Genomic DNA, 24,904 nt, shown 5'->3' with positions numbered 1-24,904 from the left:
GACTTTTCTCTACCAACGCGTTATCTAGTAATAATAAATGCTTTTCTCACAGCTTGCTTTAATAAATGAAAATTTCATCTACAGCTCTTCCGTCACAAGGATTAAAATCAATCCCTAAAATCTTCGCCATCGTAGGGGCTATATCTACCATTTTGAGATCCCCTATAGGAAAATCACTTTTAATATTAGTCCCAGATATTACCAAGTTGCATCTATAATCCTCTTTGTCGGGAGAATAGCCGTGAGTAGCATATTTGATTCCTCGTTTGTCCAAATCAACAATCGTCGGTTCATCCATGCTCTCATCGAAACAATAGCCTCTCTTAGCTTCAAGCATATACTTAGCAGATTGGCCCACATGAAGATGATCCAGCTCCTCTCTAGCATACAATTCCTCTATTCCAGAAGCTTCGTCTTTCATATCATCCCGAATCACAGCTAACGCTAACCGTTCAGCTTCTTCATCCCCCTGTTTGATATGCAGATAAGCCGCTCCACCCCCACACTGAAAGTAAGCTCTCCACTGCATTTCGCCGTTCTCTTCATAGATCAGCCCTTTTTCCTGCAAAAGGTTGTTCAAATGCACTTTGTACCTCACATTGAACTGGCCATGGTCACCCAAAACTAAAAAAACTGTGTCATCCTTTATCCCGGCTTCATCCACCGCTTGCATAATATCGCCTAGCCGTTTATCCATACGTGTGATTACCCGCTTCACTTCATCGCTGTCAGTGCCGTAAACATGCTTGGCGTCATCCAGATCAATCAAATGCATCATGAGAAGATTAGGCTTTTTATGCTTAATCGTTTCTATCGCACACTTTGTCGTGAAGTCATCCAGATAGGGCTGCTCGATCCCTTTTCGAAGCCTGCCATATTTTAGCTCCATCTCGATACAATATAAAGCGCTCCCGCTTTTTAACACCTTCAGTGCCTGATTTTCTTTTTTGATGGCTCTGATTTCAGGAATATTGTATTGGATTGAGGATTTCCCTGATACCGGCCAGAGGATGCCAGCGGTACTCATGTTATGCTCGCGCGCAGCATCGTAAATTGTGGGCACCTTTATCGCATTTCTAAACCAGAACCAGCTCTGCTCCTTTTCCCTCACAAACGGCTGAAATGGATTGTTGTGATGGATGCCATGTTTATCTGGATATACACCGGTCGCTATCGTAGTGTGCACCACATAAGTGAGCGTGGGATATACACTTTTCAATTTATTGCTATACGCTCCGCTCTTAATCAATTTCGATAAGTTCGGAAGACGGCTGGCCATTTCCCATTGGTCTTCTGAAAAGGCATCATAAGAGATGACAATCAGATGTTTGGCCTTTGCCGCTTGTTCTTTGCTTGACATCATAGGTTAAACCCCTTGGTTTCATTATGTTCAGACGGCTCTTTTGGTAAAGTTATAAATACGAAGAATCCAATAATAAATAGCGGGATAATCGCAAGAATACTAAATTTAGCATTGCCTGTTAAGGTAGTTGTTAAAGACATCACAGCAGGACCCACAATCGCCGCAAACTTGCCAAAGATATTGTAGAATCCGAAGAATTCATTAGATTTTTCCTTAGGAATGATCTTCGCATAATAAGATCTGCTGAGCGCCTGAATCCCTCCCTGGGCAGAACCAATTAGTGCACCCAGAATAAATATATGCCACACTGAAGTGATAAAGTAAGCCGCGATACAGGAAATGATATATGTAAAAATCCCCACGATGATCATCGTTCTAGCTGAGTATTTTTTGGCGAGATTACCATACAGGATAGCACACGGAAATGCGATGATCTGGATAACTAATAAGATACCCAGTAAAGTAAAGGTATCAAAAGCATCCGCACCCAGAACCGATGTTGCATATGGCACTACCATTTTAATAATCGTATCTACCCCATCAATATAGAGGAAGTAAGCAATTAAGAATACAAATACCACTTTATGCTGTCTGACATTCTTGAATGTGTCTCCCAGTCTTTTAAAGCTATTAATAATCGGTTTCGGTTCAGGCTCAATGTAATATCTCTGTTGCACATCCTTGATCATAGGCATGGTCAACAGTCCCCACCAAAGGGCAGTGATTATAAACCCAATCTGATAACCAATCGATTTATCCATCCCCATAAACAGAATCAGTAGTAGACTAATACCAAATGGAATGACGCTGGCGATATATCCAAAAGCAAATCCTTTTGAAGATACCTTATCCATCCTTTCATCAGTGGTTACATCCACCAGAAAAGAATCATAAAAAATATTGGCTCCCGCAAAACCTATGACTGACAAAATATAAAATACAATCAATAACTGCCACTGCCCACTCGCAGGTGCAACGAAAGCCAGCGAAGCAGTAGCTATCACGCCGATCAATGAGAAAAATATGAAGAAGCGTTTTTTCTTATCCTTATAATCTGCCATCGTCCCTAAAATCGGGCTAAGGATGGCTACCAGAATACTCGCAATGGAATTAAAATACCCCAAATCCATGCTGCGGTTCACATTTGAAAACATCCCAAATACAATAGGCAGTAAAGCCGTTGTAACCGCCATCGAATAAGCCGAATTACCACAGTCATATAAAATCCATGATTTTTCCTCTTTACTTAGTTTCATCTAACAGCCACCTTTTCACCTAGTTCCTTCTGTTATATCACTTAAGGATATGTGGCATGTTAAATGTATGTAAAACTACTACACTTCATGATTTCAATGGAGAGCTGATCATTATGTCCTCTCCTATATTGTCAAACTGTCGAGGATCTCAGCAACCTGTAGAGCATACTTTTTACTCAAACGTGACTTACCAAGATTACTCTTCACAATCTTAATTATTCGGATATCTCGACTCTTAGCGAATTTCTCAAGCATGGCAAAACCCTCTTCAGGTTCACTCGCCACAAATACACTTAAGCTGTATTCAAGTCCTTTAGATAACACACGAAAATGCTCAGCGTCCTCATATTGTACTTCCCCACTACCCACACTCTCCATGATTCGAGTAGCCAACTGAAGACAATAAAGCGTATTCTCTTTCTTTTTCAAAAGAGGAGGATGCGCTAACGCTGCTACAAAAGCTCGTTGTTCAAGCCTATTCGCACCCTTCTCCCACATGCCGATCAGCTGCCTGACAAGGGAAAAACCATCCTCCCCTATACTTTGCAGCGCCATAGCAGAAGCTTCACGCATCCTCCATCTGGAGTCATTCATAGCTGTCTTAATGATGCTCTGAATCATAATTTGCTTCGCTTCTTCAGCGTAGCTGTAATAAGCACCCAGCGCTCTAACCGCGCAAAACGGCAGAAACTCACGGGGATCATTCACCCCAGCTTCTGCCTCTGTAAGATTAGCCCATGAATTAAGAAACTCCCAGTCTGTTTCTGTTAGTTTAGGATGGGCAAAATGTTTGGCAAAATTGCCTGAGAGCTCCAAATTCACACGTGGTCCGGGAAGATTGCTCTCCTTCATCAGCAAATCTCTAAGCTCTACCCACTGCTCCTTATCGCTTACCCATTGCTGAAACAACATAATCATCATTTTTTGTCCAGCCATCTCTGGTCCCTCCGGTATTTACCTTTAGATTTGAACAATCCCCTGCATCTCATATGGATAATCAATCTGCTTTTTTACCGAATTCATAGCTGCTTCTCCTGCCAAGTGTGAAATCAGATATAACCCCAGATCAATGGAAGTGGAAACTCCACCGCCTGTAATTACATTACCATCATGCACAATACGGGTCTCCACAACTTCATCACAGTAAGGTTTTAGTAATTCATAGGCAGATGGATGGGTAGTGGCTTTTTTCCCTTCTAGCAACCCCGCAGCCCCAAGCAGCAGTGAGCCTGTGCAGACCGACACCTTATAAGGAACATTGTAGGCACCTGCAATCCACAAGACAAAAGCTTCATCATAACGGAGTTTCCGTGTCCCCATCCCTCCAGGCACAAACACCATGTCATACTCCGAAAGCTCTGGCAGCACTTTTCCAGCTTTAACTGTGAATCCTAACTCATCCTTCATTTCCTCCGAAGCTGCACAAATATCCCAAGACAAATCTTTACCGATTTCAAATTGCCCCAATCGATAAATAACATCATAGAACCCGGCAAAATCCAAGAACGTAATCCCGTCAAAAAGTATAAAGGCGATTTTCAAATCCGCACTCTCCTCTTTATGGCTTGGTTAGAATAATAGGCTCACCTTTCGTCACGATAATTGTATGTTCAAACTGTGCTACCCGGCCATTGTCTACGACACTTAGTGTCCATCCATCCGACTGCTGCTCCACGTAATCCGCCCCAGTAGAGAGGAAGGGTTCAACCGTAATCACCTGTCCCTCTTTTAACACAGTAGTCACTCTTGGATTATAGAAAGGTAAGATTTCAAACGGCTTCTCATGGAGTGATTTGCCAATCCCGTGGCTGCACAGATTACGTACCACTCTATAGCCGCGTTTTCGAGCTTCTAGCTCCATCATTCTGCCAATCTCATTGACCTTCATCCCTGCTCTCAGATGATTGATCACACTCATCATAGTTTCCTCTGTACTCTGGCACAGACGCAAAATATCATCATTATAGGGAGGCAATTGAAAAGAAACCCCGGCGTCCCCATAATAACCATTCAGTTCAGCAGATACATCAATATTGATCAAATCTCCGGCATTAATCACTCTAGGACCAGGAATCCCATGAGCAACCTCTTCATTCACACTGATGCAGGTGCTGCCTGGAAAATTATACGTTTTCATTGGGGCTGAGGATGCTCCGAATTCCGCTAGAATTTCAGCTCCAATCTTATCAAGCTCCGCTGTTGTCATACCGGGAGTTACTTTCTTTTTCATCTCGGCGATGGTATGTCCTACTACTTTCCCTATGGCTTTTAGCCCTTCTAAATCCTGTATGGTATCACTCGTCATCTATCACACATTCCTCTCACTTCTGGTATGAATCACTTGTCTAACTTCTGAAATACACTTCCATTCCACTGAAAAATATCTTCCATCTGTTTACCTGCTGCGTTATCGTAATAACTTCTCTTGAAGCTATGATCATCGACTTTATCGAGCTTTATCGAATACCCCTTAGGACTGCTGATAAACAAATCAGAGTCTGGTTTAATCTCTAATTCCTCTATACTGTTATTTTTTGTAAGCGTAAATAGCTTGTAGAAGTAACCGTTACTTGTTCCGTACTGACCAATCGTAAAATCCGGATCGCCGTCGCCATTATAGTCCTCAAACTGAATTTGAAAAAAATCATTAAATATTATGGGATCCTCAAAATGTTCACTGAGTGGAAAGCTATTCAAAGTTCTCCCTTGATTATCGATAAGAACAAGCCCAAATCTGCCACTCCAATTCCTTCCCATCAACGGACCTGGTATTGTCCAATCCTCACTGTAGGTTCCATCTAAAAGCTGCAGATTCAAGAATCCAGTTCTATTAGTTAAGGGATAGAGATCATTATGTGATATCGTTACTGGACCAGTAACCTTAACAGAAGACTCCAGCGACTCCGTCTGTTCGATGTTCGCCTGATCTGCTGTTCCATAGATGAGTTTTCTTATTTGATCTGCGTTCTTCACCGGAATCGAGTAGCCCTGACCACTATTCTCAGCTGTAGTAAATACTCCTTTATAGCCGGGTTCATCACCTATTGCTATGTAATAATCCTTCGAGTAGCCATCACCATAAACAAGCTTCATTTTAAATTCAGGAGCCCAATCCAGCTCTCCCAATAATTTATTGCTCTTGTTCATAGCCTCCGAAAGCGCCTTAATCAGAGCGGAGTCCTTCAGTATTAGGGTCTCAAAATGTTCGGGTCGATCAACTTGGTTCTGATCACTAGTTGTTACAGGAGTTAAAGACACTCCGGCGATCCACCTTGCATTGATGAAGCCCACATCATTCTTACACCCGCTTAAAAGAGCAACCAAGAACAAGGGTACAACCCATAGTAATTTCCTAATGCGAACCACCTCCAAGAAAAGAAACATAACCTAATTATAACAGCGTCCATAAATATAAAGAAATCATCTTTCCGAACCGTTACAAGCATAAACGCTTTCGCGATAATTTATAGCATGGAACATATAAATTCTTATATTTAAAAAAAAGACTATAACCTGCTCCTTTAATGAGTGGTTCTAGTCTTATAGAATCAAGTAAACATGTTGTGATATGATCTGCCGACTAAGCTTTAGTTACGCCTACCGTCTTAAGCCAAGCATCTGCAATAAGGGCATGGCCTGCAGGTGATGGATGTACTCCATCCGGAGCCCAATAAGCAGGTTCTGCTTTTACAGATGCCGCAGCAAACAGGCCATCCAGTGGAACAAGCAATGCACCATATTCACGCGCCAGTTCCCGTACAATGTGAATTTTCGGGTCCAGATCCTGGCGCCAAGCTTTACGATCTTCAGGAACAGGCAACACGAATGGCTCTATTAGGACTAATTTAGCAGCGAGCGAATGCTGCGTGCGCTCGATCAGGTCACGATACGCAGCTTCAAATTGTTCAGGCGTTGTTTCCTGACCAGAATCAAAGCGGCGCCAAGTGTCGTTAATACCAATATATATGGACACCCAAGTCGGCTTAAGATTCAGGCAATCCTTCTCCCAGCGTCCCTGCAAATCTACTGCACGGTTGCCGCTAATTCCACGATTATAGAACGTAAGATTCTTCTCAGGATATAAATGCCCCAGACGAGCGGCGATCATCAATGCATAACCTACACCAAGCGATGAAGCATCTTCATAATTACGACCCCAATCCGTTATGCTGTCGCCTTGAAACAGAATGACATCGTTTTGCCGGAATAACATCACGTAATCCTCCTCTATTTCCCTTTGTTAATATTAGCCAATCTATTATAGCAAAAACGAATACTGCGTACTAGGATAACGTTTACAATTCATGGTAGAAACCACTAGAGATCAACAAAAAAACCTGCTCAATTCAGAGCAGGTTTTCCAATCATAAATTAATAAGCTAAGCTAAACAATCCTTTAATGTGGGACAAGTAACGAATATTACTGGCTTCCTTCATCAAGGTTGCTGGTAATCCTTTTAGCGGAGTAGAGCTTGCACCAACGATGGCCACACCGTCTTTACGGCCTAAGCTCGCAAGAGTACCTGAGTTGATCGGACTAAAGGATTCAAAAGATTTGTCCTTCAAGTACGCATAAAGATTGTAACCGATCAATTCACCCATTTGCCAAGCGATTTGTGCAGTAGGTGGATATGGACGACCATCCTCAGCAAAGACTACGGCGCTGTCACCAGCAACGAATACGTCTTTGTGTGAGGTGGATTGCAGGAATTCATTTACCGTTGCACGACCACGGTTCACTTCAAGACCGGACTCACCAATCAGTGGATTTCCTTGTACGCCGCCCGTCCATACAAATGTGTTAGCAACAATTTTTTGACCGTCTTTCAAGTCAATTACATTATCTGCTACATTCGTCACAGGTAGACCTGTCAAGAATTGTACACCACGTTTTTCTAAGCTTGCCACTGCGCGTTCGATCAGTGCATCTGGCAATACCGGAAGAATCTTAGGACCTGCTTCAACCAGCATCAGTTTAATTTCTTTAGGATCCACACCATATTTCTTAGTGAGTGTTGGCAACACATCAGCGATTTCACCAACCAGTTCAACACCTGTTAAGCCACCGCCGCCGATTAGAATGCTTGCATCCGCTGGATTTTTAGACTTTGCATATTCACGGATACGTTCGTCAATGTGACGATGAATTCTGTTAGCATCCGCTGCAGATTTCAAGACCATGCTGTATTGCTCAAGACCTGGAATGCCAAAATAAGCTGTTGTGCTTCCAAGACCCACAACCAAAGCATCGTAGGATAATGTCACACCATCAGATAGTGTAATTTGTTTGTTCTCAACAGAAAAAGAATTAACTTTTGCAATTTTCAGGTCGATATCTTTACCTGCAAAAAGCTTAGCTAGCGGCATAGCAACAGCACCTTCTGCAACACTACCTGCTGCAAGACGATGCAATTCTGTAATAATTTGATGAGTAGGATATTGATTAACGACTGTAATTTTAGCTTCGTCTTTCTTTAGGTACTTGCGTACAGTCAAGGCGCTTAGTAAACCACCATAACCTGCTCCTAGAATGACAATATGTTTAGACATGATGTTTCCTCCGTCCTTACGAATGAGATATAAAAAATATTATTTCTGCTGACTGCGTTCGCCGGCAACTTGAAGATAAGCATTTACAAAACGGAAAAGCTTTTGTGCTTGTGGATCTTTCATCATCTTCATTAGACCAAATACACCGATCACATCGCTACTTTCATTCGCACGATCTTGCGCTTCGATCACTGTAGCTGCCATATTCTTCGCAGAATGCACCACAGGTTCAGCAAGCTCTTTAATTGCACTTACCGTATCACTTTTCAAGACTTCATCCGCAGCGACAGTTTGAACAAAGTCATATGACTTTGTGAGCACGCCGACAAGCTCTGTTAATTTTGGCAACTGTTCTACTAAGACAGTTAACGATTCCTGAACTTCAGGCTTCAATAGCTGCTCAAGAACATTCATTTGTTCTTGAGTAACAGCTAATTTTGGTGATTCTTGTTCAGGGGTTGTTTGAGTGATTGTTTCTGACATATCCGAATCTCCTCTGCAAATAAGCTTTGCTGCTTAATAGTAATAAAAAATAATAACTTTTAACGCCATATTTCTATTATAGCACTTATCAAGTTATAAATGTCACAAAGTTTTTGAATTTTTCTAAAGTTTTGTGATTTTTATTACATTAAAATCGATTGATTAAAATTTTCGATATTTTTTATATACGCTTAGGTGATTAAATACTTATTGTGTAAATTCATTTAATTTCATCTCCGACTTCAATAAAGCGTTCACCATATCCTGATTCTTCATTGTTGGAAGCAACCTAAAGTAAAGAGAACGAAGGAAATTCTTTGTATTCACACGAGCAACATACTTGTTGCGACTTCTTGGCCACCCACCACATTGCTCCAAGCTGCTGACCCAGTCGACAATTGACTGCTGCGGAAGTAAATGATGATCTATGATTGTAGCTACAATCGTAGCCATCCGTTCATCTTCTTCATCGCTAAAAATGTACTGATGATTGTTGTAAAGCATTCTTTGGATGACCGCCAGAACCTCTTCCCTGATTGCAGCATCACTCTCCGAGCACAATACCAGTTCATCCAAGGCATCTGCACCATGCGCTGCAGCGTGCGCCCAGCCTTCTTCTTGCATAAATCCTCGTAAATCCTGTTCTTCCTCATAATATCTAATCAGAGCTTCCTTCACATTTGTAAACTCAGCGCTATCTAAAAAAGCCTTTTCCCTATGCCGCTGAAGAATAAGTGCAACGACCAGAACAGAAAACGTTCTTGTGAACACAGCCTGATCCTCTTTGCTGCCAATGTGATAGAACAAATGCTGCTCGTCAAGGAGAATCAAGAGAAGTTCACGAAGCTCTGCATCACTAAACCATTGTTTCTCGTTCGTCCATTTGTAGAAGGTGGAATAGATCAAATTATCTCGCAGCTCCGGCTGTGGATCTCCTATGTACTCAAGCATCAGCTTCACATAATCCCTTAGCTGCTCTCCACTTCTAAGCTCATAATCGTTCTCTTCAATTCTTTGCAGGTCTATGATCAACTGCTCTCTAGTATCGTTCAACATTCCCACCCTTTCATTTATAAAAGCATTTTGCATATCCTAGTATCCTAATTTACATCCTAATATTTTACAACATAGTATTTATTCTTCATACACTCCAAGTACTTAGAAGACTTAAGCTACATGAAGTGAGAATTTAATCATTGACGAAAATAATTAACTGTGCTATTTTGAGTTAGTAACAAATAGTTAGTTTATTTATAAATGTCACTTGTTTATAATTAAAAAGCAAATACATACACATATGGAGGAATAACTCATGAGCACTTTTACAGATTTGATTGAATCCCGTAGGTCTGCGATGAATTTTGTTGAAGGGGTAAAGATCCCTCAGAATGAACTAGAGGAAATGTTCTCTTACGCCAGATTGGCACCATCGGCTTATAATCTTCAACATACAAACTATAAAGTCGTTTCTGATGAGAATTTGAAAGAAGAGATTCGTAAGGCAGCTTACGGTCAATATAAAATACACTCTTCCTCAGCGGTAATTGTGGTGCTCGGAGATAAGAATGCTTATCTGAAGGCTCCAGAAATTTACGGAGGACTCAAAGCTTTAGGGGCGATGAGCCAAGAGGATTATGATGCAGAGATAGAAACAATTAACAATGCTTATTCAGGAAATGATGCTTTTCAAAGAGATGAAGCTATACGGAATGCTTCTCTGTCTGCCATGCACTTCATGCTGATTGCCAAAGATAAAGGCTGGGATACCTGCCCGATGATCGGCTTTGATCCGGAAGCCATTCAATCCACTTTAAATCTACCCGATCATATGGTACCTGTTATGCTGATCACTATCGGCAAAGACAAGAAACATAAAATCAGACCACGCGGCTATCGTAAACCGGTCAATGAATTCGTTGAATTTATCTGAGTATTATAGAAGCATAACAATATTATGACAAAAGCGTTCCATCCGAGGTTTGAATAACGGATGGAACGCTTTTTAATGAGGCTGTGGATCTGAAACCTTTCTTCACTGCTTAGCGTACTGAAGAATTGCAATCGCAGCTCGTTCTTGTCGTTCTACATCTTCACTGACTAGAGCTTTCTTCAAAATACCGAGCGCAATAGAGAGTGTCTCATCATCCACAAGCACTTGATGATTCACCGCTTGCTCTGAAGCATAAGACCCTTTAATCCACAGATCCACACGAGCGCTAGGTATTGGCCCCTTATACTGCTCAGCTAATCCACTATCGCTAAGAAACTCTTTCACTTCTTCGTTTAGGTCGATTATCGGAAGACTATTCAGCCAAGTTACACCTCTTCGATGGCATGTGCCGTTGTCAGGCGTGTCATATAATTCGTTGTAAAAATAATCGCCAAGATCACCTAGATGTACCCAGTCTCCATCACACACCAGCACATAATCGCCATCCTGCATTGTATTTACGAACAGGTGAATGGCTTGCACATGTTCTGTAAGCTCCAGCTCACTGTATTGATAAGTACGAAGCAACCGTTCACGCAGCTCTTCTATACTGATGTTCTCCAAATCCCCTATTCCCGGGTAGCCGATACTGACATAATTATCCTCCAAAAATGCAGCCATCAGCTCTATCCCCAGCGGTTTCGATCCTATCTTAAACAGATTCATCATTCAATCCTCCAAGTATTTAATAAAATGCTTGTAATAACCCTTGGACTTTGGAGTTATAAACCGTCCATCATTCTCAGAATCCTTCATTAGATTATGAAGTTTTGAACCTCCAGTATAGGGATCTACAACGCTGGCCTTAAGCCTTGTCGCTTGGATCGCCTTCTGAGGACAAGAATAAACACAACGCATACATAATAAGCAACTTTGACCGAATATAATCCCATCTGCGCTATTGCTAATATTAGAAGTTGGACAGCTTCTAACGCATTTCAAACATCGTGTGCAAGAGTCTGTTGTTCGCAATCCTTTGGCGAAGTATTTCCCCCCTTGATGTTCCTCACAATAATATACCGTTCTCAGAACTCCCTCCAGCACAGGATGAATCCGCAGGTTCCGTGGAATCCGATTCATGATTTCCTCTGCAAATAATTTCACCTTACGCTGAGCGACCTGATATAACTGCTTATTCAATCTATCATCATATTTTATATAAAAATTGCATGGCATCGCCAAAATGGAATTGTGGAAAGGTGTAAATCCCTTCTTACGTAAATAACGAAGTACAGTATTCGAAGCACCGTTATTAATATAGTGTGGAGAAGAGGCTGTCTTGAATACAAAAGCCGGAGTTCCATTACAATCAGGTAGCTGTTCTACAAAACGTTCGACAAATCCGGATGCGCCAAAACCTAGAACCGGATGACCAATCCCAATAAGGTCGTAGGATTCATATTCGACAGAACGAGTGCCTTTTAGAACATCTTCCATTCTAAACAAATCTACGTCTTGTCCGCTACTTCTGAGTGCTTCAGTAAATTGCTTAGCAATAATCTCCGTATTTCCAGTACCTGAGAAATAAAATATAGCCGTCTTCGCATTATGCATGCCATCCCCTCCCAGAGCAAATATACCTCATCCCCAGCAAAGAAAGCTGTGAAGTTGAAGTGGGATTATAGTGCATAATCATATACTCAATCGTGCGTCCTCACAGGAGTAATTAAAAAAAGTGTAGACGTAGATGCGTCTACAGGCAGGATCACCAGCGGCCTTTCTTTGCCCGCGAACCTGATTCTAAGCGTCTCACTATCAATCGCCCGAAGGATGTCCCGGAAATACTTTCCGTTAACTGCTGCTCGAAAATGATCACCTTCTAGATACTCTAAAGGAATCTCTTCTTTTACATCCCCAATTTCTGAAGTCTTGGACACTAAACTTAGCATGTGAGAAGGAAGTAGGCTCAGCATAACACTCTCACCAGCCAATATAGAAATACGTTCAACCACATGTAGCAAACGTGCTGTCTTAACAATCACTTCGGAAAGGTACGCTTTCGGGATTAAATTATTGACAGAGGGATAGGTTCCTTCTAGAAGGGCAGACTGAACCCTCAACCCATTAGAAATAAATCTGATTTGCTTAGGCCCTATTTCTAATTCGGTGCTGCTGTCTGCATCATCGTTTAATATTTTTATAAGATCCTCCAGGGTGCTGCCCGGAATTACAACATCCAAAGATATTGCACCGTAATCTTCTACGCTTTCAACAACATGCTGGGCGAGACGAATACCATCAGTGGCAACTACACGAATATTTCGCCTATCAATTTGAAGAGATACTCCTGTGAGCACAGGTCTGGTTTCCGATGAAGAGACCGCAAAAACCACTCTTTTAAATATTTGCTTCAAGAGAGTGTTATTCATACTTATCCTTTGAATGTTTGGATGATCTATGTATTGGATTCTCGGAAACTCTGCCGCATCCATTCCACATAAACGAAATTGAGTGTTCCCTGATTGAATGTTTAGCATCAATGATGCTGCGATTTTCAGCCTAATAAGTCCAGGATCAAGCTTACGAATGATCTCATAAAAATAACGCGCGGGTACTACGATCTCACCTGTGTTGTGTACAACCACCGAATCCCTCTTCACAGGGAGCTTATATTCAATGGTCATTCTTATATTGCTCGCTGTTATTATCAGCCCCTGAGTTTGCGCCTGAATAAGTATTCCTGATAGAACACGTGAGGAGCTATTCGCGGATATGGCTTTTGATACTGCCTGTAATGCGGTAATAAGAGAATCTTTTGATACATGGATTAGCAAAGACTTCACCTAACTCTCCTTAGATTCCATTACAAAATGTGCCTCAATAATGTTCCGAAATACTTGGGAGCGAGATGCGTTCTGTTCCTCACAAGCCTGCTCTATCTCCTGCCAAACGTCCTCAGATAACGTCAATGATACCTTTTTAGTTATGCCGGTGCTTTTTCTACCTGCTCCTTCCCGAAGACCTCCCCTTGTAAAAAGAAACCCTAATTGCCCGTCTTTTGTAGCTAAACCTACTTTGACTTTATCCTCATCTTCGAATTTATGATCACTCATTCCCTCGCACCTTCTTTTTTTTGATTTTAGTAACTTAAATCAATATACCTGCTATTTTCATAATATCATAATCGCCCTTATTCCACCATCATTCGAAACATAAAAAAACACCCCAAGATCGGAGTGTGTGAATTGCACTTTATACATCTATATTTATACATTGTGCTGCCCGAGCGATGTAAAGTGATTCTCTGCAACTAAAAGTGACTAAGCACCTTATTCCCTATCACTCACCATCTCCCAAGGACTCCCTTCCCTACTGCTCCGATCATCTTTATCCCAGAACTCCCTACTCATGATAATATCTTACCTCACAACCGCACTATCTTAAGATATTCTGATAATTTGGCGGGAAGTCTGACTTATTAGGGTCTTTTAGATGCTTGAACGATTCAAGCTTTACCTTAGGACCAGAAGAAATTCTAAAAGTCATGGTATCTTCTCCAACTGAAATATGTGGACCTACTGTAGGATATACGTTAAGTGTAATCAAGAAATCAAACCCACGAAAACCATTGATCCGCTTCACCTCAGTCACATCCACAAAGTAAGGATAAACCATTGGCGATTCTCTCAAAAGTGGCGCATAAATTTCAGCGATTTTTTTGTCAATATAGGGTGATAGAAATGTCATTAACATATCTTGAAACATAAGTTCGCGCGAATCCTGATCTGGAAGCTTCGGTCCCGAATCAGATCTGGACGGAGCCTCGGCTTGCGATTGAACCAACCCATTAGCGGAGCAAGGTTGTTGCCCCAGAAAGAGCAAAACTGCGATAAGAAGAGGAGCAATCCAGCTTTTTTTCATCAAAACAGCCTCCTTAGGGAACTTTTTATAAATTCCCCAAAGAGGCCCTATTTTTATACGTTAAATCTCAATTGTATTAAAAAGAAAGGGATCTCCCTTCAGATAATTCCTTAGAATCGCTTGCGCATAAGGCTGTTCTGCTTTCAGTCCGTCGGTTTCTCTAGGATCGGGTGCGTGATGGCAATAATTCTCGATCATGACCATGACCGTAAAATGCTCTAAAGTCTGCAACCACTCCCCATCAAGCTTGCCAATGCTCTCGTAGCCCTTAATGACCAGCTCTCTTTGTAAGGGATACAGTCCTAGTATAGTGTGTGCCACGTCATAAAGATAATATCCCCAGCCACATCTTCCAAAATCAATCGGTCGAGGTTCCCCCTCTTTAAAAATGATATTCCCTTGATGTAAATCACCATGGATGACCCCATAAGTTCTTCTGTTCTTATATTTATGCTGCTTGCTTAACCAGCCGTATAATCTCTCAGCCGCAGACTGATACAGCACGAACTCATCATCTGTAAGAAAACTATGGTAGTGCAGTTTTAAACGGAGCATTGCTTTTCTAAAACTATGTTCATCCCAAACAGGACGATTAAAGCCTGGGGGTAACTCAAGCTCTTGCGCCGCTTTATGTAGCTTCGCTAATAATACACCTTCTTTATAAATTTGTTCTTCATTAAGTCCTTCATTCGCATGTTCACCTTCGACCCAGCGCATTAACGATGCATATACGCCGTCCCCATTACCTTGCTCCACTTTGAACGTAACAGAACCTGTGCGATCATGCACGCCTTTTGGCAGAGGTACATCCATTTTGCTCTTCAAAAGCTCCAGCCATGCGATTTCAGAGTTAATTTCCTCTTTTGACCTCCCCGAATGAAGACGCAGTAAGAAAGTCCCCTCATTATTAGTCTCTATTACAAAAGTGCAAGTGTCCGATCGTTGATTGAAACGAATCTGCGTCCAATCGAGATCAAAGTGCTGGAGCGCTGTTAAAGCTGCTTGCTTATAATTATTTCTCATCGCAATGGAATGTACACATCAACCTCATCAGGCCACGTAGGATTAGCAAACTGGTAGATTTCTATAGCCAAAGCACGATCATTACTCTGCAAATCATTATTCCTCACATAACTATGAAGTTCATCATAGGGATCACCTTTGGATCTTACATGAGCATACTGATGAGCCGGGATTGCAAAACCAAGCATGCCCTCAGGAACATTTGTGAGCTCCTCCACTTCCATACAGATCATATAAGTAAATAAATTTTCGGTAGAAAAATGTGGGCTAAGATAACGTTCAGCGTGAATGATATGACTGATTTCATCTTTTCTTCTATTAAATTCTTGCTTCATCGCTTCTACTCTTTCCGGATCGTGTCCTACAAAAGAAGAAGTAATACTTAAACCTACCAGCTTCATTTCCGGTAATTCAAGTACTCGGACTTGGCCTTCAACCAGCATGAATAATCCATCCCTTCAATGATGATTTAAAATGAAAACTATTTGAAATAAATATTTCTCTTGAAAATATTTTCAGAAAACTAAATAATATAAAGCAGTACTACATGTCGGATCTATCATCTTAATAAGGGTGGAGCTTCATTACAGACAGAAGAAAGGTTGAACATCGGCACCATGAACGCAATTCCAAACCTCAACAAGGAACCAGCCCGTGTGGAAAAAACACGCAAAGAACCTTTTCCCATCTCTATTCTTTCGCTTACGGTAGGCGCTTTTGCGATTGGAATGACTGAATTTGTCATTATGGGTATTTTACCAAATGTAGCCAAGGATTTACAGGTTAGTATTTCAACTGCAGGCCAGCTTATCACGATGTATGCCCTTGGGGTAGCCGTCGGCGCCCCTATCCTAACCATCCTTACACAACGAATCCCGCAAAAGAAACTGTTATGCCTGCTCATGGTATTATTTATTCTAGGCAACGGAATCTCTGTATTTGCTCCAAACTATGCCGTTCTTATGGTAGCTCGTATCATTACAGCTTTAACACATGGGACTTTCTTTGGCGTTGGGGCAGTGATCGCTTCTAATCTGGTCAAGCCCAATAGGCGGGCCGGAGCCGTATCCATTATGATGGCTGGTCTAACGATTGCTAATATCGTCGGTGTCCCTCTAGGAACATTTATTGGGCAAAATATGGGCTGGCGCGCCTCATTTGCTGCGATTGCAGTCATGGGAGTCGCTGCGCTAATCGGCATTCTTATTTTCATACCAAAGATTAAACAAGACAAACCTGCTAGTGTAATCCAACAAATTTCTGCGCTAGCTAATCCTAAATTGCTTCTATTCTTACTGATCGGTGCGCTTGGTAACGCCAGCTTGTTCACGGTATTCACTTATATAGCGCCACTGCTAATGGAAGTTACCGGCTTTGCCGAGCATAGTGTGACATGGATTCTAGTTCTCTTCGGCTGTGGTGTTACCATCGGGAATATCGTTGGCGGGAAGCTTGCAGATTGGAAGCTGATGCCTTCTATTGTGGGACTTTATTTCGCGGTTAGTGTCATTCTTACGATCTTTTCCTTCACAATGCATAGTCCAGTAGCTGCGGTCATCACAATATTCTTCTGGGGTATGGTGTCCTTCGCGGTCATGCCAGGATTACAAATACGAATCATGAGTCTGGCTCAAGCCGCTCCTGCACTTGCTTCTACAACCAGCCACTCGGCAGGGAATCTCGGAAACGCAACAGGTGCCTTCATTGGTGGATGGGTCATTTCTCATCTGGCAATTACTTCGCTGCCATGGGTCGGTGCGGTTCTGGTAGGACTCGGTCTGGTACTTGGTATTGCTTGTTATGTAGCGGAACGTAAAGAGAAAATGGCGTAAATTTTTTATAGGACTATATTTAAAAACGAGGGTGTCTCCCAAGCGATGAAAATGGCTTAGGGATGCCCTCGTTTTTATTTTAACAAACTATAGCTATCTATTATCTTGTGGCTTCATTCTTCTAATGCTTAGCATCTGATTTGCCCCTTTTTGAAATTCATAAGGAACCTCCATCTCCTCCACAGCGAAACCTTGGTGAACCATCTCAACGATAAGGCGATCTAAATGCTCATATCTTTTGCAACACAGATCAACTAAAGGGAAAATACGAAGCTCTCCCCTCGTCACCCGCATAAGTTCATTAACGGTCCTTAGATGAAAATCATAGTCCAGCCGATCACTATACATAAACAGGAAGTGTGCAGACAACGTCAGATCAAAAGCCTCATCATTAAAAGGCAGATCAGGTAAAACCACAGGAATATATCGCTCCGGGGTTTGTCTCCGATCATTGGTGTTATCGTTCAAAGCCCTATTCCTCGCTTGTGTAAGATCCGCTATAGACCCGAAGTAGTCCCACACAAAGTTACCTTGTACCTTTTCCAGTTCAGACATAGCATGCTCGATATCTTGAATACCTTTGTCTGCAAGCTCATCCGCAGAGTAATAATAAGCAATATCGGCAGCCGTTACCTCACTCCCGAGCTGATTCGATATCGCTGTAAAAGAACAGGCACCCGCAGGACAGTCCAAAATCCGCCCGCCCATAAGATCCGCCTCTTTCAAATTGAACATCTGCAAATATTCCTCAAAGGTCCTTCCTATAAAAACAATCCTCTCCAACTCAAGCTTTCCCTCTGCTCCGCTCATCTCATCTCACCTTTCCTCATCTCGGCTAATAGGCTCACTTTTTACTTCTGTTTAAATATATGAATAAGATAATCTATAAGAAGTCCTAAAATTAGGAACGTTCCAAAATGAATGAGATACGTGGGAAATCTGACGCTAATTAATATACTGCTGGCAGCCCATTCTGTATTATTAACATCAACCATCCAGTTTGCAAAGGGCTTCGTAAAAATCAGCGTATCTATAATGGGATTAAGTCGTACAAGAATGATGTTTGCGATCTCGATCCCCAAATAATCGCACAGACAGATGATGATACTAATAATCGAAAACCAGAAACTGAATTTTCTCCTTAAAAACATCAAGCACCGCCCTTTCTATTTTTTCCTAATACATACAATTCGTTTAAAATTCAAAATATCCTTGTCGAGGTTAATTCCTGCTTTAAAAAATGATACAATCTGGAGCTCGCAAGCTTGAGTGGATAATCCGAAAGTTTACATAGGATACCGCAGGTCATATCAATCACCCTTCCCTCCAGCTTCCGTACCACCGTTCCTGCAAGTGCCGGTTTCAGCACAATCTCAGGGACAAGAGCGACACCTAAACCACTTTCCACAAAATATTTCAGAGCCGTCATGCTACCAATCTCCATAGTATCTAATGGTGCTCCGCCTGATTCCTGCAGCACACTTTCTAATTTTTTGCGATAAGGACAGTTCACTGCCGTTATAAGTAATCGATGATCCCGTAAATCCTCTGGCGTGATACTCTCCTTGGAAGCAAGGGGATGCGCTTCTGGCATAAGTAACACAAATTCCTCTGCAAATAAGGGTTCAAAATAAAGCTCCTTACCCAGCTCTGGTCCGGAACAAACTGCCATATCAATTTCGCCTCGCAAAAGTAGTTCACTGAGTGCTCCGGTTCCCGCAATCTCCACAGAAACTTTTATTTTCGGAAACCGCGTCATAAAACTGCTTAACAGCTGCGGCAACCGATAGCTCGCCGTAGGATCCGTTACCCCTATGCGGACGTTGCCAGCCTCGCCTATTTTTAAATCAGCCAACTGACTCTGAAGCCGCTCCATATCCTTAACAATATGTAAGCTCTGTTCATAAAACAATCTACCCGCATCGGTTAAGCTAATTTGTTTTCCACGCTCAAGCAGTTGACAGCCTAAGTCGGATTCAAGCCTCTGCATTTGCATCGTAACAGTCGATTGGGCATAATTCAATTCTTCTGCTGCACGGTTAAAGCTTCCTGAAATCACGATGGTTTGAAAGGCTTTTATTGTTTTTAGATCCATTCTAGTGACCCCCGCCATTCAGTTCAAATAAATTGAACCAAACCTTCATTTAATTCAATTATACGAAATCCAATATTCACTATAGAATACTCTATATCAAACACATATGCCAACCTAAGGAGTGAATGAGATGGATCTTAACAATAAAGTAGCATTAGTAACTGGTGGATGTACTGGAATTGGCAAGGCTGTAAGCTTGGAATTAGCCCGACGCGGAGCCCGTGTGGCAGTGAACTATTCTAAATCCGAGGTAGAGGCCAAAGAAACGGTGAATATGATTGTAAATCAAGGGGGGCAAGCCATAGCAGTACAAGCTGATGTTTCTAAGGATCAGGAAGTACGGAGTATGGTGAATTTGATCATTCAGCATTTTGGAACGGTAGATCTGCTGGTGAATAACGCTAGTATTACTAAACATATTGCGCTAGGTGATCTGGAAAAAGCTACGGAAGAGGTATGGGATGAACTCTATGATGTAAATGTGAAAGGCATGTTCTTCTGCGCCAGAGCAGTGGCGCCGTATATGAACAAAAGTACCTCAGGCGCCATCGTCAATCTCGGCAGTATCGCCGGACAAACCGGCTTAGGCTCTTCCCTTCCTTATGCGGTCTCCAAAGCTGCTGTTCATGGTCTTACAAAATCTTTAGCCCACGCCCTGGCTCCTAATATTAGAGTTAACTGTGTCGCTCCGGGAGCTGTTGCTACCAGATGGTGGTCTGGTCGAGAAGAACAAATGCATAAATTAGCGCCTAATTTACTGCTCCGGCGTATTTCATCCACTGAGGATATCGCTCAATTCGTCTGCGCAACACTGGAACAGGAAGCAATGACCGGACAGATCATTACGGTAGATAGTGGTCAAACGTTATAACAACAAAACAAATGGCATATCAATTGAAGCGCCGATAGAATAATTAGGGAATTTCTCCCTATAAATCTGACAAATCCACTCATCCAAATAGTAATTACGGAAAACCTCCCTATAATTTAGATGATTTGCTGGAAAATAAAGAAATCCCCCTGATTTTTAGGGAGGAATTCCCTGTTTTCGTTCATTTAAGGCTAAAATCGGCTATTTTCAGGGAGTTATTCCCTAATTCCTCTCTAGCTCACACGATCGTCGTTTGGTCTATTTTATAAAGATAGAAGCTGCCCCAAAAGTAGAATTTTCTACTTCTAGAACAGCCTCTATTGCATAAATATTGGTGATGTTTTTAGTTAGGCTCACTACCCCAAATCAGACTTCCTGAGACGTAAGCTGGCGCTTTAGTCCAGTCCACATAATTGGTATCCACCGCATTAAAGGAGTAATCACCGGTTTGAGTGTAATTCGTCCAGTCATTTTTAGACACACGCACCTGAATATCGATACTTGCACCAGCAGCAAGTGTACCCGCTGCACTTGTGAATCCGACCTCCAAATAATAATCCGCATCCGACTTAGCGGTTGGCAGCTTCACAAACGTTCCAGTTACATTCGCGCTTCCGACCTGCGACCAATCACAGAAGAAGCTTTGCGGCTTTTCTTCATCAATTGTGTAATAGTATCTTAATTTCACATCAGAGAGCGTAATTGCGCTTGTGCTCGTGTTCACCAGCTTGAACTTTGGATTCAACGTATTTCCGGAAGCAGACAATGATCCGTTATACATCTGTACCTTTAGTGCTGCTGACGGAGCTACTGTCGTATCTGAAATGGTGACAACCAAGGATTGTGTGGCCCCTGCACTAAACTCAAAAGTCAATGTGGTCGTTCCTACTGCTTGCGTTGCCAGATACGACTTTTTAATCGTCACAATCGATCCGCTGATCACATAATCTGTTCCCGCTACGAGATTGGCTGTTCCATTTTTGATCGTGCTCAGCGTATTTCCGTTCAACGTCAGCGTTACTGCGACGTCTGCTTGATTCGCTGTTTTCTTGTCAAAGCCTGCGGTTGATGGCGTTATCGTTGAGTTGGATACGGGTGTTGTCGTATCCGATACCGCAACCGCCAACGATTGTGCAGCCCCTGCGCTAAAGCTAAACGTCAGCGTGGTCGTTCCCACCGCTTGCGTTGCCAGATACGACTTTTTAATCGTCGCAGTCGATCCGCTGACTGTGTAATCTGTCCCAGCAACCAATGTTGCTGTTCCGTTCTTGATCGTACTCAGCGTATTTCCATTGAGCGTCATAGATACTGCAACGTCTGCTTGATTCGCTGTTTTCTTATCAAAGCTTGCTGTTGTCGGCGTTATTGTGGAGTTGGATACGGGTGTTGTCGTATCTGATACCGAAACCGCCAACGATTGAGTAGCTCCCGCGCTAAAGCTGAACGTCAGCGTGGTCGTTCCCACCTCTTGCGTAGCTAGATAAGACTTCTTAATCGTCACTGTCGATCCGCTGACCGTGTAATCTGTCCCAGCAACCAATGTTGCTGTTCCGTTCTTGATCGTACTCAGCGTATTTCCATTGAGCGTCATAGTTACTGCAACGTCTGCTTGATTCGCTGTTTTCTTATCGAAGCTTGCTGCTGTCGGCGTTATCGTGGAGTTGGATACAGGTGTTGTTGTATCCGATACCGCAATCCCTAAGGATTGCGTAGCTCCCGCGCTAAAGCTGAACGTCAGCGTGGTCGTTCCCACCGCTTGCGTAGCTAGATAAGACTTCTTAATCGTCACTGTCGATCCGCTGACCGTGTAATCTGTCCCAGCAACCAATGTTGCTGTTCCGTTCTTGATCGTACTCAGCGTATTTCCATTGAGCGTCATAGTTACTGCAACGTCTGCTTGATTCGCTGTTTTCTTATCGAAGCTTGCTGCTGTCGGCGTAATGGTTGATCCTGTAACGGGTGCATTCACAGGATCTGCATACAAGGTACCTCGGCCATTCGTTCCGAGATACACACGTCCATAAATTCTTGGGTCACCAGTAATCGCCATATTGATTTTGGCATATTGGTGGGCATCGTCATTAATACGAACCCATGTTGCGCCAACATCATCAGAACGGAAGACGCCCCGCACGCCATCAATCTTCGCTACCGTGTACAGCGCCATGTAAGTTTGACCCGGCGCAGCCTTTCCATAACCGATCAGATCAGCTTCTTGTACATTTGTTAATTTCGTAAAGCTCGCACCAGAGTTCGTGGAGTGCCACAAACCATATTTATTCTCTGTCGTGTTCCCTCCAGCAAACCAGATGTCGCCTTCAATGCCCGGTACTGCCTTCATGCTGATCTGAGCTTCATTCGGCTGTAATCCAGCCACATCATTGGTTGGGAACCCTGAAGCTGAAGTGGCCGTAAATGTAGCTCCGCCATCCACACTAACATAGAAGATTCCAGCAAAGAATCCGTAGAATTTGTTTGTATTCACTCGATCAGATGCTACTTTTGCTCCAGCAGGTAAACCGGCGCTTGCTGTCCAAGAATTACCTGAAGTTTTGGAGTAGTACACACCAATATCCGAGGTGCTCCACAGAATGGAGTTACCACTCGCAGATACAGCTACTTGTCCATGCCCCACCGTTGTTTTGTTTCCATTGGACGGTTCGGAATTTGGCATGTACCAGTTCACTCCACCATCATTAGAGATACCGATAGACTTCATGCTTGGGGATTTTTCTTTATCCGCACTCCCTACCCGAACCATGTAGGAGGGGCTCAGCTCAGCATAATCAATACTCATCGTTGTTGCCCATGAAGGACTGGTCTGGAATTTAGTTGGAGCTACCGACAAATCCTCATGCCGGAAACCAGATACGTCACCAAGCGCAGTGATCAAATGGGACGTTCCAGTTGGCGGGCTTATCAGGCCTAATACTGCAGTTTCCTCCACACCCTTTGCCATAACAGAGATATTTACCTTGCCTCCGGTATCCCATGAGGTCAAATTGTTTGAGCCATAAATAGTGGCCCCCGTACCATACATCATCCGGTTAGAGTTGAAAGGATCAATTTCCAGATCGCCCATCATCCAGCCCAGTTTTGGTGATGGATCAAGAGAGGTCGAAGTCGTTCCATGATCGAGCCAAGGTGCTGCTGTGATATCCATACTGAACTTATAAGTTCGTTCTGGATAATTACCCCAATCCCAAATTCGGCTCCATGTTGCACCACCGTTCGTACTGCGGAAAATCACTTCATCAGGCCACCAAGCGTTTAAACTGGATACCATCACTGTGTTAGGATTCTGTGCATCCACCGCCAAACCACCGAAGCCATACCAATTATCCGTTCCGGTTGAAGGGCTGATGTTCGTCCATGCACCGCTTGTTTTATTGAATTTCCAAACTTCACCTTTACTTCCGTCATAAGGACCTACACCATTGCTATAAGTTATATACAGATCACCTGTAGAGGAAAGCACACCATGATGTGGCAAGTATCCTGTAGGTTGTCCAGCCAGAGCTGTCCAAGTCGCGCCTCCATCAGTGCTCCTATATACGCTGCTTGCTGTATCGGCAACCCCTACATATATCGTTTGAGTCGCATTGCCAAGCGTTCCTGTACTTTTATCGAATGTAATCCAGGATAAGCCGACGAGATCATTTCCATAATCCAATGTCGGGTTCTGAATATATGTTCCTACATTCGTAAAGGAGGTTACCTTCGACCAAGTAACACCGGAGTCCGTACTTTTCCAGAGCCCATTACCACTTCTTGTTCCGAAGAATAAAATATTATTCTTATTCGGGTCGATCACAAGGCGTTCACCCGCAGATCGGCCCGGCATATTTCCACCTACTTTAAAAGGCAGTGGAGTGGTTTGCCAAGTGTTACCTCGGTCATTAGAGCGCATAATCTGACCGTTATTATCCCAAGAGTTAGTATAAGTACCTGTTGCCATATACACTTTGTTCGGATCAATAGGATCTGTAGCAAGGGCATCTACACCATTCTTATTCCAATCGACCCAGCCCACGGAGTCACTAATTGAAGTCCAGCTAGAGGTAGCCTGATTCCAGCGATAGGCACCCCCGATATCTGTTCTGGCATAGATTAAATTGGGTTCGGACTGATTAAAAATAATACCGGGTACAAAGCCACCGCCTGCCCCCGTTACAACACTCTTCCAATTGTAAGGTTCACTTGCAGCCGCATGAGTAGTAGCTGGGAATGCAGAGAATAAAGAGCCTACCATCGCGCCAAGCAGGATTAACAATCCAGTTTTTCGGATACGATTACGAATCACGTTTTACGCCTCCTACAATTTTATTGGTTTGCTTTTGCTTTCCTCCTACTCTGTATCCCTGCTTCTTCCCTCCCCCCTAAACATGACTATTTAAAATTTACTGATAACGCTTTCATTATAATGGTAATGTTTTTCATTATCGAGAGAAAATGGTTGTATTTTTATGAAGTTTGTCTTTAAAAATCGTACCATTTTCACACTGCAGATTACATTTCACAAACACAGCCATCTTCTCACTTACGTTTGCTCTCAAAACCAACTAAGGAATAGCCGCTCA

At 42.7% G+C, this 24,904-nt stretch carries 22 protein-coding genes and 2 pseudogenes; 3 read left to right on the top strand and 21 right to left on the bottom strand.

Features of this window, described 5'->3' with window-relative positions:
* Window positions 1-58: 58 nt before the first annotated feature.
* The 10 genes from NSU15_RS11930 to NSU15_RS11885 form a co-directional block, all read right to left on the bottom strand.
* Window positions 59-1,363 (bottom strand): ectonucleotide pyrophosphatase/phosphodiesterase, encoded by a 1,305-nt coding sequence (locus NSU15_RS11930; RefSeq protein ID WP_339290555.1) that lies wholly within the window; start codon window positions 1,361-1,363, stop codon window positions 59-61.
* Entirely contained in the window at window positions 1,360-2,619 is a 1,260-nt protein-coding gene (locus NSU15_RS11925) for an MFS transporter (RefSeq protein WP_339290553.1), read from the bottom strand. Before NSU15_RS11925 ends, NSU15_RS11930 begins: the two co-directional genes overlap by 4 nt.
* Window positions 2,620-2,742: 123 nt before the next feature.
* Entirely contained in the window at window positions 2,743-3,555 is an 813-nt protein-coding gene (locus NSU15_RS11920; protein WP_339290551.1) for a hypothetical protein, read from the bottom strand.
* 24 nt (window positions 3,556-3,579) lie between these two features.
* Complete coding sequence (locus tag NSU15_RS11915) at window positions 3,580-4,161, bottom strand: DJ-1/PfpI family protein (protein ID WP_339290549.1); 582 nt, start codon at window positions 4,159-4,161, stop codon at window positions 3,580-3,582.
* 16 nt (window positions 4,162-4,177) lie between these two features.
* Window positions 4,178-4,924 carry a type I methionyl aminopeptidase gene (gene map / locus NSU15_RS11910; RefSeq protein ID WP_339290547.1) on the bottom strand — a complete coding sequence of 249 codons (747 nt, stop codon included), beginning with the start codon at window positions 4,922-4,924 and terminating at the stop codon, window positions 4,178-4,180.
* A 32-nt stretch (window positions 4,925-4,956) separates the two neighbouring features.
* Window positions 4,957-5,877, bottom strand: coding sequence for a hypothetical protein (locus NSU15_RS11905; protein WP_339290545.1), 921 nt, complete (start codon window positions 5,875-5,877; stop codon window positions 4,957-4,959).
* 322 nt (window positions 5,878-6,199) lie between these two features.
* On the bottom strand, window positions 6,200-6,832 hold the full coding sequence (locus NSU15_RS11900; RefSeq protein ID WP_339290543.1) for an SGNH/GDSL hydrolase family protein: 633 nt from the start codon (window positions 6,830-6,832) through the stop codon (window positions 6,200-6,202).
* A gap of 158 nt (window positions 6,833-6,990) precedes the next feature.
* Window positions 6,991-8,169 carry an NAD(P)/FAD-dependent oxidoreductase gene (locus NSU15_RS11895; RefSeq protein WP_042126690.1) on the bottom strand — a complete coding sequence of 393 codons (1,179 nt, stop codon included), beginning with the start codon at window positions 8,167-8,169 and terminating at the stop codon, window positions 6,991-6,993.
* A gap of 39 nt (window positions 8,170-8,208) precedes the next feature.
* The gene (locus NSU15_RS11890; RefSeq protein WP_076117762.1) at window positions 8,209-8,652 is read right to left on the bottom strand and encodes a DUF1641 domain-containing protein; all 444 of its coding nucleotides are present in this window, start codon (window positions 8,650-8,652) and stop codon (window positions 8,209-8,211) included.
* A 207-nt stretch (window positions 8,653-8,859) separates the two neighbouring features.
* Entirely contained in the window at window positions 8,860-9,741 is an 882-nt protein-coding gene (locus NSU15_RS11885) for a DUF2785 domain-containing protein (protein ID WP_339290539.1), read from the bottom strand.
* A 223-nt stretch (window positions 9,742-9,964) separates the two neighbouring features.
* Here NSU15_RS11885 and NSU15_RS11880 point away from each other — a divergent pair, with 223 nt between their 5' ends.
* On the top strand, window positions 9,965-10,582 hold the full coding sequence (locus NSU15_RS11880; RefSeq protein WP_042126687.1) for a nitroreductase family protein: 618 nt from the start codon (window positions 9,965-9,967) through the stop codon (window positions 10,580-10,582).
* Window positions 10,583-10,684: 102 nt separating this feature from the next.
* Here NSU15_RS11880 and NSU15_RS11875 read toward each other — a convergent pair whose 3' ends face one another.
* The 7 genes from NSU15_RS11875 to NSU15_RS11845 all read right to left on the bottom strand — a co-directional run bounded on the left by NSU15_RS11875 (window position 10,685) and on the right by NSU15_RS11845 (window position 15,969).
* The gene (locus tag NSU15_RS11875) at window positions 10,685-11,311 is read right to left on the bottom strand and encodes a hypothetical protein (protein ID WP_339290537.1); all 627 of its coding nucleotides are present in this window, start codon (window positions 11,309-11,311) and stop codon (window positions 10,685-10,687) included.
* Complete coding sequence (locus NSU15_RS11870) at window positions 11,312-12,196, bottom strand: EFR1 family ferrodoxin (protein WP_339290535.1); 885 nt, start codon at window positions 12,194-12,196, stop codon at window positions 11,312-11,314.
* 86 nt (window positions 12,197-12,282) lie between these two features.
* Window positions 12,283-13,425: a DNA polymerase III subunit beta gene (dnaN, locus tag NSU15_RS11865; protein ID WP_339290533.1), complete on the bottom strand. Its 1,143-nt coding sequence runs from the start codon at window positions 13,423-13,425 to the stop codon at window positions 12,283-12,285.
* Entirely contained in the window at window positions 13,426-13,695 is a 270-nt protein-coding gene (locus NSU15_RS11860; protein WP_339290531.1) for a hypothetical protein, read from the bottom strand. It abuts the gene before it with no gap.
* A gap of 322 nt (window positions 13,696-14,017) precedes the next feature.
* Entirely contained in the window at window positions 14,018-14,503 is a 486-nt protein-coding gene (locus NSU15_RS11855) for a DUF3888 domain-containing protein (RefSeq protein WP_339290529.1), read from the bottom strand.
* 60 nt (window positions 14,504-14,563) lie between these two features.
* On the bottom strand, window positions 14,564-15,526 hold the full coding sequence (locus tag NSU15_RS11850) for a phosphotransferase (RefSeq protein WP_339290527.1): 963 nt from the start codon (window positions 15,524-15,526) through the stop codon (window positions 14,564-14,566).
* Entirely contained in the window at window positions 15,523-15,969 is a 447-nt protein-coding gene (locus NSU15_RS11845; RefSeq protein ID WP_076117777.1) for a GyrI-like domain-containing protein, read from the bottom strand. Before NSU15_RS11845 ends, NSU15_RS11850 begins: the two co-directional genes overlap by 4 nt.
* Before the next feature lie 174 nt (window positions 15,970-16,143).
* Here NSU15_RS11845 and NSU15_RS11840 point away from each other — a divergent pair, with 174 nt between their 5' ends.
* On the top strand, window positions 16,144-17,358 hold the full coding sequence (locus NSU15_RS11840; RefSeq protein WP_339290525.1) for an MFS transporter: 1,215 nt from the start codon (window positions 16,144-16,146) through the stop codon (window positions 17,356-17,358).
* Window positions 17,359-17,451: 93 nt separating this feature from the next.
* Here the strand turns inward: NSU15_RS11840 and NSU15_RS11835 are convergent, their stop codons facing one another.
* Together NSU15_RS11835 and NSU15_RS11830 are read right to left on the bottom strand one after the other, a co-directional pair.
* The gene (locus tag NSU15_RS11835) at window positions 17,452-18,168 is read right to left on the bottom strand and encodes an SAM-dependent methyltransferase (protein ID WP_042126673.1); all 717 of its coding nucleotides are present in this window, start codon (window positions 18,166-18,168) and stop codon (window positions 17,452-17,454) included.
* Window positions 18,169-18,559: 391 nt separating this feature from the next.
* Window positions 18,560-19,453, bottom strand: coding sequence for a LysR family transcriptional regulator (locus NSU15_RS11830; RefSeq protein ID WP_339290523.1), 894 nt, complete (start codon window positions 19,451-19,453; stop codon window positions 18,560-18,562).
* A 130-nt stretch (window positions 19,454-19,583) separates the two neighbouring features.
* On the opposite strand from NSU15_RS11830, the gene NSU15_RS11825 reads away from it, so the two are divergent.
* Window positions 19,584-20,324 (top strand): SDR family NAD(P)-dependent oxidoreductase, encoded by a 741-nt coding sequence (locus NSU15_RS11825; protein WP_339290522.1) that lies wholly within the window; start codon window positions 19,584-19,586, stop codon window positions 20,322-20,324.
* Window positions 20,325-20,667: 343 nt separating this feature from the next.
* Here NSU15_RS11825 and NSU15_RS11820 read toward each other — a convergent pair.
* Together NSU15_RS11820 and NSU15_RS11815 are read right to left on the bottom strand one after the other, a co-directional pair.
* Window positions 20,668-21,390: pseudogene (locus NSU15_RS11820) on the bottom strand (X2-like carbohydrate binding domain-containing protein); the annotation flags it as partial.
* 33 nt (window positions 21,391-21,423) lie between these two features.
* Window positions 21,424-24,576, bottom strand: a pseudogene (locus NSU15_RS11815) (X2-like carbohydrate binding domain-containing protein); the annotation flags it as partial.
* Between the last annotated feature and the right edge of the window lie 328 nt (window positions 24,577-24,904).

The organism is Paenibacillus sp. FSL E2-0201 (genome assembly GCF_037963325.1).
GTDB lineage: Bacteria > Bacillota > Bacilli > Paenibacillales > Paenibacillaceae > Paenibacillus_AQ.
The sequence above is the reverse complement of the archived record's forward strand: the minus strand, read 5'-3'. Positions and strand labels throughout refer to the sequence as shown.

Bases quoted from the DNA above. Each gene is read 5' to 3' on its own strand.
- NSU15_RS11835 (WP_042126673.1), bottom strand. From the start codon at position 18,168: ATGAGCGGAGCAGAGGGAAAGCTTGAGTTGGAGAGGATTGTTTTTATA.
- NSU15_RS11840 (WP_339290525.1), top strand. From the start codon at position 16,144: ATGAACGCAATTCCAAACCTCAACAAGGAACCAGCCCGTGTGGAAAAA.
- map (WP_339290547.1), bottom strand. From the start codon at position 4,924: ATGACGAGTGATACCATACAGGATTTAGAAGGGCTAAAAGCCATAGGG.
- NSU15_RS11870 (WP_339290535.1), bottom strand. From the start codon at position 12,196: ATGCATAATGCGAAGACGGCTATATTTTATTTCTCAGGTACTGGAAAT.
- NSU15_RS11895 (WP_042126690.1), bottom strand. From the start codon at position 8,169: ATGTCTAAACATATTGTCATTCTAGGAGCAGGTTATGGTGGTTTACTA.
- NSU15_RS11900 (WP_339290543.1), bottom strand. From the start codon at position 6,832: ATGTTATTCCGGCAAAACGATGTCATTCTGTTTCAAGGCGACAGCATA.
- NSU15_RS11880 (WP_042126687.1), top strand. From the start codon at position 9,965: ATGAGCACTTTTACAGATTTGATTGAATCCCGTAGGTCTGCGATGAAT.
- NSU15_RS11860 (WP_339290531.1), bottom strand. From the start codon at position 13,695: ATGAGTGATCATAAATTCGAAGATGAGGATAAAGTCAAAGTAGGTTTA.
- NSU15_RS11830 (WP_339290523.1), bottom strand. From the start codon at position 19,453: ATGGATCTAAAAACAATAAAAGCCTTTCAAACCATCGTGATTTCAGGA.
- NSU15_RS11930 (WP_339290555.1), bottom strand. From the start codon at position 1,363: ATGATGTCAAGCAAAGAACAAGCGGCAAAGGCCAAACATCTGATTGTC.
- NSU15_RS11920 (WP_339290551.1), bottom strand. From the start codon at position 3,555: ATGGCTGGACAAAAAATGATGATTATGTTGTTTCAGCAATGGGTAAGC.
- NSU15_RS11875 (WP_339290537.1), bottom strand. From the start codon at position 11,311: ATGATGAATCTGTTTAAGATAGGATCGAAACCGCTGGGGATAGAGCTG.
- NSU15_RS11845 (WP_076117777.1), bottom strand. From the start codon at position 15,969: ATGCTGGTTGAAGGCCAAGTCCGAGTACTTGAATTACCGGAAATGAAG.
- NSU15_RS11885 (WP_339290539.1), bottom strand. From the start codon at position 9,741: ATGCAAAATGCTTTTATAAATGAAAGGGTGGGAATGTTGAACGATACT.
- NSU15_RS11925 (WP_339290553.1), bottom strand. From the start codon at position 2,619: ATGAAACTAAGTAAAGAGGAAAAATCATGGATTTTATATGACTGTGGT.
- NSU15_RS11890 (WP_076117762.1), bottom strand. From the start codon at position 8,652: ATGTCAGAAACAATCACTCAAACAACCCCTGAACAAGAATCACCAAAA.
- NSU15_RS11855 (WP_339290529.1), bottom strand. From the start codon at position 14,503: ATGAAAAAAAGCTGGATTGCTCCTCTTCTTATCGCAGTTTTGCTCTTT.
- NSU15_RS11850 (WP_339290527.1), bottom strand. From the start codon at position 15,526: ATGAGAAATAATTATAAGCAAGCAGCTTTAACAGCGCTCCAGCACTTT.
- NSU15_RS11825 (WP_339290522.1), top strand. From the start codon at position 19,584: ATGGATCTTAACAATAAAGTAGCATTAGTAACTGGTGGATGTACTGGA.